This window comes from Streptomyces sp. CO7, assembly GCF_053474865.1.
The window spans coordinates 662,975-671,905 of the sequence record NZ_JBRIOU010000002.1 but is presented as its reverse complement, the minus strand read 5'-3'; the positions used below and the strand labels follow the sequence as shown (position 1 = coordinate 671,905).

Here is an 8,931-nt window from a genome sequence, read left to right as displayed (position 1 = left end):
GGGCCGGGTCGCGAGGGCCCGCCCGGGGGAAAACCGCGTGGAGCCGTCCGGCCCCGGCGGTTAGGGTCGCCGGATGAGCACACGCACCTTCCGCATCACCGTCCGCGGCGTCTTCGACGACCTCGACGCCGGGCAGCGGTCGGAGCTCCTGGCCCACGCCGCGGAGCACGACATGCTGCGGGCGGCCTTCACCCCCGAGGGCCACCTCAGCTACGACGTGGCCTCCCGCCCCGCCTTTACCTTCCGCTTCCAGGACTCCGGGGAGGCCGAGGAGGACATCCTGGAGGCCACCGAACGCGCCGAGCAGACCGCCCGGGCCTGGCTGGAGGAGCGGGGTTACGGCTACAAGCACCTGCGTTCACAGGCCGAGGACCTCTCCCAGGCGCCCCTGGGCAAGCGACAGCGGCAGGCCGCCCGCAAGCAGACCTGAGCCACCCGCCCCGCACGCCCGGCGAGCCGCGCCCCCGTCTCAGCGGCCCTCGCCGCCGGTGAGCCACTCGGCCAGGACCGCCGTATGGCTGATCGCCGGGTCGCGGGTGGCCGTCAGCAGCGCCACCGCGCCCTGGTCGGCGAAGGCCCGCAGCCGGGCTGCGGCCTCGCGGTGCGCGTCGTCGGCGAGCTCGGCGAGGTAGCGGTCGCGGAACTCCTCGTACCGCTCGGGGTCGTGCCCGTACCAGCGGCGCAGCTCGTTGGTGGGCGCGACCTCGCGCAGCCACGCGTCGAGGTGCGCGGCATCCTTGCTGATGCCGCGCGGCCAGAGACGGTCGACGAGGACGCGCGCTCCCTCGTCGTCGGGGGAACTGTCGTAGATCCGGTGCTGGGTGATCCGCCTGTCCATGACTCCACTCTGGCGTCCCGGGCCCGCTCCGCCAGTCGAAAACTCCGGTGCGCCCGCACGCGGCCCGCTGGGATCATTCCGGCATGCACACCGCCTTCGAACAATTGGTCGTCCGCCGCAGCTTCCGTCTGCCGGCTCCTACGGGCCGGCCCGGTGACAGCGCCTCACTCGCCCGGCAGCTCGACATGGCGTTGCTGTCGGCGGGCTTCACCCTCTCGGGCGACCTGCTGAGGCACCTCTCCGGGCTGGCCCCGGAGGCCGTCGAACCGGTGGCGCGACGCACCCTGGCGACGGTCCGGGAACTGGTGGGCGACCACGTCCGGCACAACGTCTACTTCAAGGACTTCCCGGCCGGCGTGCCGGACACCGAGGAGTTCTGGCACCGCTGCCTGACCGAGGCGCTCGAGGACGAGGCGGCCCGGCCGGGCGTGCTCGCACAGCTGAGCGACGGTGTGCTGAACCTGCTCACCCTGCCCGCCTACGGCTCCTACGGACACGGCTACGAGGAGATGCTCGCCGCGCACGACGAGCTGATCGCCGCGGCCGGCGACCGCGTCACCGTTCTCCACCTCGGCGGCGCGCTGGAGGAGGAACTCACCGCGCTGTACCTGTCGTTGGCCGGTTCCTCCGTCCCCCTGGGCGAGGACGGGCTGGAGGACCTGCGGCTGCTCGCCGGGCACTGCGCGCGCGGCCCGCAGCCGGAGACGATCCCGCTGCGCGAGAACCGAGCGGTGATCAACGCGGTGCGGGCCGTCGCCGGGCAGGGACTCCTGCTCGACACCGTGACGGACGTGCTGCGGCTGGCCTGCGCCCTCTCCGGCGCGCCGGTCACCCTGGAGGAGCCGGTCCCGTTCCGTTCCCTGCCGCGGCCGTTGCGCAGGGCCCTGCTCGCGGGCCTGGACGGCGTGGTCGCGGACTCCCCCGCGAAGCTGGCCGACGTGCACCGGCACCGCGAGCGGTGGAAGCGGCTCGGTGAACGGCTCCACCCGCACGAGCACCCGCGGTGGCCGCATGCCGCCCGGGTGTTCGCGGTGGCCCGCGGCGAGCTGGAGGCGCCGACCCTGGACAGCCGCGTCGAGGAACTGCTGGCCGACGGCGACGTCGCGGGGGCGGTGGGTCTGCTGGCCTCCGCACCGGGCCGGCTGTACCGGGCGCTGGACCGGCTGGTGCTCGCCGCCGGTGACGAGGCCCAGCGGGAGGTGGTGCTCGACGCCGCCGCTCGGGTCGCGCCCGAGGTGTCGGGACGGGTCCTGCTCTCGGTACGCGAGCACCTGGAGAACCGGGCCGGCCGCTTCGGCGGGCAGCGGCTGTTCCTCAACCGCTCCGGACGCGCCTGGGCGACGGCCGACACCCGGCCCGGCATGCCGCGGGCGATCCGGGAGCGGCTCGCCGCGCTGGCCGACACGGAGCTGCGGCGGCGCCTTCCCTCGACGGGCACGGTGGTCGTGGACCCGGCGATGCTCGACGTGGCGCTGCCGCTGAGCGGGAAGAACGTCCCCTCGGACCTGGGTGTGCTGCCGCGCGGCTCGACGTCGGCGGTGGAGGGCGAGCTGCTGCGGTTCTTCATGTACTGGAGGCAGACGGAGCACACCACCGACCACGACCTGTCCGCGCTCCTCCTGGACGAGCACTACCGGACGCTGGGATGGCTCGACTGGACCGCCCTCACCGCGGTCGGCGGCGCCCACTCGGGCGACATCACCGACGCGCCTGAGGGCGCCTCGGAGTTCATCGACCTGCGGCTCGCCGCCGTCGAGGCGGCGTTCGTCGTGCCGATGGTCCACGTCTACAGCGGGGAGAACTTCGAGCAGGTGGCGGAGTCCTTCTTCGGCTTCATGCTGCGCGACGCCGCGCAGGCCGGGGCGCCCTTCGAGCCCCGCACCGTCCGGATGAAGTCGGAGCTGCGCGGCCCGGGCCGGGTGGCGCTGCCCCTGGTCTTCGCCCGTGACGAGCACGGCGGCTGGTACGCCAGGTGGATGCACGTGCATCTCAAGGGCCACCCCGAGTCCAACCGGGCGGCCGGGCACCGGGTCTCGACGGGCATGCTGGTGCGGGGCGCGGTCGAACGCAGGCCGCTCACCGTGCGCTACCTGACCGGGCTGCTCGCGGACAACGGGGTGCGGGTGATCGTGGGAGACGGGGAGGGGGCGCCGGACGGCCCCGTCACCTTCCTCGGCCTGGCACGGCCGGAGGGACTGGGTGCCGAAGCGCGGGTGATCACTCCCGGAAATCTCCGCGACCTGGTGCCGGAATGACTGTTAGGGTGCCGAAAGCGGCGAGGCCATGACGGGGCTTCCTTCTCACTTCTTCCTGATACCAGCCCTGTCGCTTTCCTCGCCGCTCTTTCGCGTCCTCACCCCGCTCCCGCCGCCCCCTCAGGCCGGCACGGCGTGCTCCGCGTCGTAGGCGACCCGGGAGCGGTGGATGGTGGTGCGGTGGCGCTCCGCCCAGTCGGTCAGCCGGAGCAGCGTCTCGTACAGCTCCCGCGCGACGGGGGTGACCTCGTACTCCACCCGGGGCGGGACCGTCGGGTACACGGTGCGCGTGACCAGTCCGTCGCGCTCCAGGTTGCGCAGCGTGAGGGTGAGCATGCGGCGGCTGATGCCGGTGACCGCCCGCTCCAACTCCGTGAACCGGATCGGCCCTTGGGCCGCCGCGACCAGGATGCCGACGCTCCACTTCCCCGACACGCGGTCCAGCACCTCCTGGACCGGACACGCCTCCGCGGTCACTGCCTGGGAGGTAACACCGGTGTTCCGCTGGGACATGAAAGTGCCTCCTTACGCCGGAGCTCCATGGTCACCCACGATGTACTCCGTTACAAGTCGTGCACCATGGAACACGCAGGGGGATCCGTCGCCATGTCCTCGCTCAAGCCTTCGCACCGGATGAACGTCAACTCAGTTTCGCCGACCTCCCGTTCACGGTCGCTGTCGTTGCTCGTCCTCTGCGCGGGCGCGCTGATGACCATCCTGGACGGCAACATCGTCACGGTGGCGATGCCCGCGATCCAGCGCGACCTCGGGTTCTCCGCGGCGGGGCTGGCGTGGGTGGTGAACGCCTACCTGATCCCGTTCGGCGGGCTGTTGCTGCTGGCCGGCCGGTTGGGTGATCTGCTGGGCCGCAAGCGGATGTTCACCTCCGGGCTCGCCCTCTTCACCCTGGCGTCGGTGCTGTGCGGGGTGGCCGGCGACCAGGGGACGCTGGTCGCCGCCCGCGCCCTGCAGGGCGTCGGCGGGGCCGCGACCATGGCGGTGGTGCTCGGCATGATCGTCGCCCTCCACCCCGAGCCGCGCGAACAGGCGCGCGCCATCGCGGTGTTCAGCGCCGTGGGCGCCACCGGGGCGGCGCTGGGCACCTTCCTGGGCGGGGCGCTCACCCAGGCGGCGGGGTGGCACTGGATCTTCCTGATCAACCTGCCGATCGGGGTCGTCGCCTGGTTCGCGGCGGTGCGCGTGCTGCCCGCCGACCGAGGGGCGGGCCTGGGCCGTTCGGCCGACTGGGCGGGGGCACTGCTGGTCACCGGGGCGCTGATGACGACCGTCTGGACGATCATCGGTTCCGGCGGGCGCTCCGCCGGGGCGACGCTCGCCCTGGCCGGTCTCGCGGCGGCGCTGTTCGCCGGCTTCGCCGTCCGTCAGAGCCGGGCGGCGCATCCCCTGCTGCGGCTGGGCATCCTCCGCTCCCGCACCCTGGCCGGCGCCAACGGCACCCAGGTGCTGATGCTGGGGACCATGTACGGCTTCCAGTACATCGGCACCCTCTACCTGCAGCGGGTGCTGGGGCTCGACGAGCTGGCCACCTCGCTCGCCTTCCTGCCCGCCCCACTGCTGATCGGCGCGATCACGCTGGGCCTGGCCGCCCGGCTGGTGGGCCGCTTCGGGCCCTACCGCGTGCTGCTGGCGGGGCTCGTCCTGGCCACCGCCGGCATGGGGCTGTTGAGCACGGCACGGGCGGACGGTACGTACGCCGTCGACGTGCTGGCGCCCCTGCTGCTGCTGTCGGCCGGGTTCGCCGTGGCCATGCCCGCGCTCACCGGGCTGGCCATGGCCGGGGTGGCGGAGCGGGACGCCGGGCTGGCCTCCGGACTTTTCAACACCACGCAGGTGGTGGGTGGTTCGCTGGGGCTGGCGGTGCTCACCACGCTGGCGGCGGGCCGCACCGGGGAGCTGCTCGACGAGGGCTCACCCCTGGTGGCCGCGACCGCGGACGGCTACCGCCTGGCCTTCCTGGTGGCCGCCGTCCTGGGAGCCGCGGCTCTCGTCCTGGCCGCGGCGACCCTGCGCCCGGGGCGGAGAACGCGCTGACCGGGGCGTGGAACGCGCTGACCGGGCGGGCCCCTCCCCTCCGCGGCCCGTGCCGGCCCCGGCGTCACCGAAGGCCGGGCCCGCGCCCCGTCGTCACCGGACGCCGGGGCGCGGAAAAATCGCTGTCCCGCGCCGGTCCGCCGCTGGGAGGCTCGGCGCATGAGCCGACGGCGCGTGAAACCCAGCCTGTACATCTCCGTGGACATCGAGGCGGACGGCCCGGTCCCCGGCCCGTACTCGATGATCAGTTTCGGCGCCGCCGTCGCCGGGCGGCAGGACGCCGACGGCTTCACCCCCGCGGACCCCGAGCAGCACACCTTCTACCGCGAACTGCGGCCCATCTCAGACGAGTTCGACCCCCAGGCACTCGCGGTCAGCGGCCTCGACCGGGACCGGCTGTGCCGCGAGGGGGCGGACCCGGCGACCGCCCTGGCCGAGTTCACGGCCTGGGTCGGCGAGGTGTCCGCGGGTGGGCAGCCGGTGGTCTGCGGCTACCCGGTCGCGTTCGACTGGATGTTCCTGTACTGGTACCTGGTCCGTTTCACCGGCGGCAGCCCGTTCGGCCACTCCGGCTGCATGGACATGAAGACCCTGTACGCGGCCAAGGCGGGCCTGCCCCTGCGGGCGGTCGCCAAGGGGACGATGCCCCGGCACCTGCTCTCGCGGCGCCGGCACACCCATCACGCGCTGGACGACGCCGTGGAGCAGGCCGAACTCTTCGCCAACCTCATGCGCTGGGACGGCCCGGAGGCCTGATCGGCCGGCTTCCGGTCACTCCTCGCCCGCGGTGACGCGGGCCAGCCGACGGGCCTCGTCGCGGGTGGTGCGGGCCACGGCGTCCTCGTCGACGGTGAGCAGCCGTCCGTCCTCCACCACCGGGACGCCGCCCACCAGGGACAGCGTCACCGGCGCGGCAGCGCCCAGTACCAGGGCGGCCACCGGATCGGCGATCGAGGCGTGGGCCAGGGTGTCCATCCGCCACAGCACCAGGTCGGCGAGCTTGCCCGGCTCGAGGGAGCCGATCTCCGCGTCCCGCCCCAGGACGCGGGCGCCGCCGTGGGTGCCCAGCCGGAGCGCCTGACGCGCGGTGAGGGCGGTCTCGCGGTGCGGCCCCAGGCGGTTGACCAGGAGCGCGTTGCGCAGTTCGGTGTGCAGTTCGCCGGACTCGTTGGAGGCGGTGCCGTCCACGCCGAGCCCGACCGGGATCCCGGCGGCGAGCATGTCCGGTACCCGGGCGATCCCGGCCGCCAGACGGGCGTTGGAGGACGGGCAGTGGGCCACGCCGGTCCCGGTGCGGGCGAACGCGGCGATGTCGGCGTCGTTCATGTGCACGCAGTGCGCCATCCACACGTCCTCGCCGAGCCAGCCGGTGGACTCGAAGTAGTCGGTCGGACCCATGCCGAACAGTTCGTGGCAGAACTTCTCCTCCTCCACCGTCTCCGACCCGTGGGTGTGCAGCCGGACCCCGAGGCGGCGCGCCAGTTCGGCTCCCTGGCGCATGAGTTCGGTGGACACCGAGAAGGGCGAGCAGGGCGCGACGGCGACCTGGGTCATCGCCCCGAACGAGGCGTCGTGGTGCTGGGCGACCGTCCGCTCGGTGGCGGCCAGCGCCCCGTCCAGGCTCTCCACCGCGAAGTCCGGCGGCAGTCCGCCGTCGGACTCGCCCCGGTCCATGGACCCTCGGGCGAGGGTGAAGCGCACCCCGGTCTCCCGCGCGGCGCGGATGACGGCCCCGGCGAGGTCTCCGGTGCCGCGGGGGAAGACGTAGTGGTGGTCCATGGCGGTGGTGACGCCGCCGCGCGCCATCATGGCCAGCGAGCCCTGGGCGGCCGCGTGCACCATCGGCTCGTCGATCCGCGCCCAGGTCGGGTAGAGGGCGACCAGCCAGTCGAAGAGGTTGTGGTCGGTGGCCAGGCCGCGGGTGAGCCACTGGTAGAAGTGGTGGTGGGTGTTGACCAGCCCGGGGGTGACCAGGTGACCGGTGCCGTCGATCCGCCGCACCACGTTCTCCAGCCCCTCGGGGGCCTTCCCCTCCCCCACCGACTCGATCACCTGGCCGGCGACCACCACATGGCCCTGGGCGTACTCGGTGTCCTGGGCGTCGACGGTCGCGACGGCGCAGTTCTCGATGACGATGCGGGCGGGGTGTCCGGCTGTGGCTGCCATGGTGGTACTCCGGGGGACGGTGGGGACGAGCAGTGGCGGTACGGGTGTCAGAGGTTGGTGAGGTCGGCCGGGATGAGGGCCTCGGCGCCGTCGCGCAGGACGGTCGCCTCGATCAGCCCGTAGGGGCGGTCGGCGGCGAAGTACACCTCGTTGTCGTTCTCCAGCCCGAACGGCTCGAGGTCGACGAGGAAGTGGTGCTTGTTGGGCAGGGAGAGGCGTATCTCCTCGATCTCCGGGCGGCTCTCCACGACCCGCGCGCCCATCCGGTAGAGCGTCTGCTGGAGGGAGAACGAGTAGGTCTGGGCGAAGGCGTCCAGCAGGTGGCGCCGGGACTCCCGGTAGCAGAGGTCCCAGTCGGGCGCGGTCTCCCCGTCCGCGCCGGTCCAGGCGTAGCGCCAGCGGGCGGAGACGTCGGTGGCCAGGATCCGGTCGTAGGCCTCGGGCAGCGTGGTGTACCGGTCCTTGCGGTAACCCCAGAACTCGGAGTCGGTGGTGTTCAGGACGGTCAGGTCCCGCAGACCGGAGACCACCTCGCTGCGCTCCCCGTCGTGCACGACCTGGGTCAGCCGGGTGCCGCCGCCGGTGCGGGCGAAGGAGTGCTTGGCGTCGGGGCCGCCGATGCGCTCCCAGGCGTACTCCTCGATCCGGATCCGCGCCCGCCGGATGGGTTCCTGCGACCGCACGAAGTGCCGGGCCAGCAGCAGGCCGAACTCCTCCGGGGAGGTGATGCCGTGTTCCTTGGCGAAGGCGTAGACCGTGTTCTTGGTGGTGTCGGTGGGCAGCACGTTGGCGTTGGACCCGGAGTGGTGGACGTCGTCCATGTCGCCGGAGAGCGAGACGGAGACGTTCAGGTCCTTGATGTGGTGGAGCTCGCCCTCGCGGGTGATCCGGACGACCCGGGTCTCCGCCTTGCCGTACTGGTTCTGGCCCAGGCGCGCGGTCCGGGCGGGGTGGTCGGTCATGTCGCTAGCTCCCTCGGTATACGGAGTAGCCGAACGGGCTGAGGAGCAGGGGCACGTGGTAGTGCTCGCCGGGCTCGACGGCGAAGGCCACCGCCACCTCCGGGAAGAACGCGGCCTCGGCCCGCTCCCGGCCCGCCAGGTAGGCGCCGGTGTCCAGGACGAGGCGCACGTGGGTGGCGTCGGCCGGCGGGCCGGGGAGGTCCCGGCAGCGTCCGTCGGCGTCGGTGGCGGAGCCGCCGAGCGCCTGCCAGGGCTCGTCCGCGCCGGTGCGGGCGGCCAGGGAGACCCGCACGCCGGCGGCGGGCCGGCCGAGGCCGGTGTCGAGGACGTGGGTGGACACGGTGGCGGGGGCGGCGCCGGACGTCATGGGCGTGCGTCCTCCTCGGACGGGCCCGCCTCGGCGAGGCGGGCGAGACGGATGCGGTTGATCCTGCCCAGTTCCGCGCGGACGATCTCCGCCTCCCGCTCCGGCGTGTTGCCGAGACGGCCTTGGACGGCGTCCCGCATCTCCTCGGCGGTGAGGCCGGTGGCGCAGATCAGGAACACCTGGCCGAACCTTTCCTGGTAGGCCAGGTTGAGCTCCAGCATCTCGGCCCGGAGCGCCTCGGGGGCGCCCGCCATGCCGCGCTGCTCCCGGGCGGACACCGGGTCGCCGGGC

General features: G+C 73.3%; 10 protein-coding genes. 4 read left to right on the top strand and 6 right to left on the bottom strand.

The features are described from left to right. Positions 1-73 precede the first annotated feature (73 nt). Complete coding sequence (locus ACOV8S_RS05050; protein WP_448316313.1) at positions 74-430, top strand: DUF6204 family protein; 357 nt, start codon at positions 74-76, stop codon at positions 428-430. A 39-nt stretch (positions 431-469) separates the two neighbouring features. Here ACOV8S_RS05050 and ACOV8S_RS05045 read toward each other — a convergent pair whose 3' ends face one another. Next, positions 470-838 (bottom strand): DUF488 domain-containing protein, encoded by a 369-nt coding sequence (locus tag ACOV8S_RS05045; RefSeq protein ID WP_448316312.1) that lies wholly within the window; start codon positions 836-838, stop codon positions 470-472. 83 nt (positions 839-921) lie between these two features. On the opposite strand from ACOV8S_RS05045, the gene ACOV8S_RS05040 reads away from it, so the two are divergent. Further along, positions 922-3,093 (top strand): hypothetical protein, encoded by a 2,172-nt coding sequence (locus tag ACOV8S_RS05040; RefSeq protein WP_448316311.1) that lies wholly within the window; start codon positions 922-924, stop codon positions 3,091-3,093. A gap of 120 nt (positions 3,094-3,213) precedes the next feature. On the opposite strand, the gene ACOV8S_RS05035 is transcribed toward ACOV8S_RS05040, so the two are convergent. Continuing rightward, the gene (locus ACOV8S_RS05035; RefSeq protein WP_448316310.1) at positions 3,214-3,606 is read right to left on the bottom strand and encodes a winged helix-turn-helix transcriptional regulator; all 393 of its coding nucleotides are present in this window, start codon (positions 3,604-3,606) and stop codon (positions 3,214-3,216) included. A 93-nt stretch (positions 3,607-3,699) separates the two neighbouring features. Here ACOV8S_RS05035 and ACOV8S_RS05030 point away from each other — a divergent pair, with 93 nt between their 5' ends. Then, positions 3,700-5,145 carry an MFS transporter gene (locus ACOV8S_RS05030; protein ID WP_448316309.1) on the top strand — a complete coding sequence of 482 codons (1,446 nt, stop codon included), beginning with the start codon at positions 3,700-3,702 and terminating at the stop codon, positions 5,143-5,145. Positions 5,146-5,304: 159 nt separating this feature from the next. Further along, a complete protein-coding gene (locus ACOV8S_RS05025) occupies positions 5,305-5,901 on the top strand; it encodes a 3'-5' exonuclease (RefSeq protein ID WP_448316308.1) in 597 nt (198 codons plus the stop codon). A 15-nt stretch (positions 5,902-5,916) separates the two neighbouring features. Here ACOV8S_RS05025 and ACOV8S_RS05020 read toward each other — a convergent pair whose 3' ends face one another. From ACOV8S_RS05020 to ACOV8S_RS05005, 4 genes are all read right to left on the bottom strand, one after another. Continuing rightward, complete coding sequence (locus ACOV8S_RS05020) at positions 5,917-7,311, bottom strand: 8-oxoguanine deaminase (protein WP_448316307.1); 1,395 nt, start codon at positions 7,309-7,311, stop codon at positions 5,917-5,919. A gap of 47 nt (positions 7,312-7,358) precedes the next feature. Further along, a complete protein-coding gene (pucL, locus tag ACOV8S_RS05015; RefSeq protein ID WP_448316306.1) occupies positions 7,359-8,273 on the bottom strand; it encodes a factor-independent urate hydroxylase in 915 nt (304 codons plus the stop codon). 4 nt (positions 8,274-8,277) lie between these two features. Beyond that, positions 8,278-8,640, bottom strand: a complete 363-nt coding sequence (gene uraH, locus ACOV8S_RS05010) for a hydroxyisourate hydrolase (protein WP_448316305.1) — start codon at positions 8,638-8,640, stop codon at positions 8,278-8,280. After that, positions 8,637-8,931, bottom strand: a 295-nt coding sequence (locus ACOV8S_RS05005; RefSeq protein ID WP_448316304.1) for a 2-oxo-4-hydroxy-4-carboxy-5-ureidoimidazoline decarboxylase, incomplete at its 5' end; no start/stop codon positions are given. The genes uraH and ACOV8S_RS05005, both read right to left, overlap by 4 nt.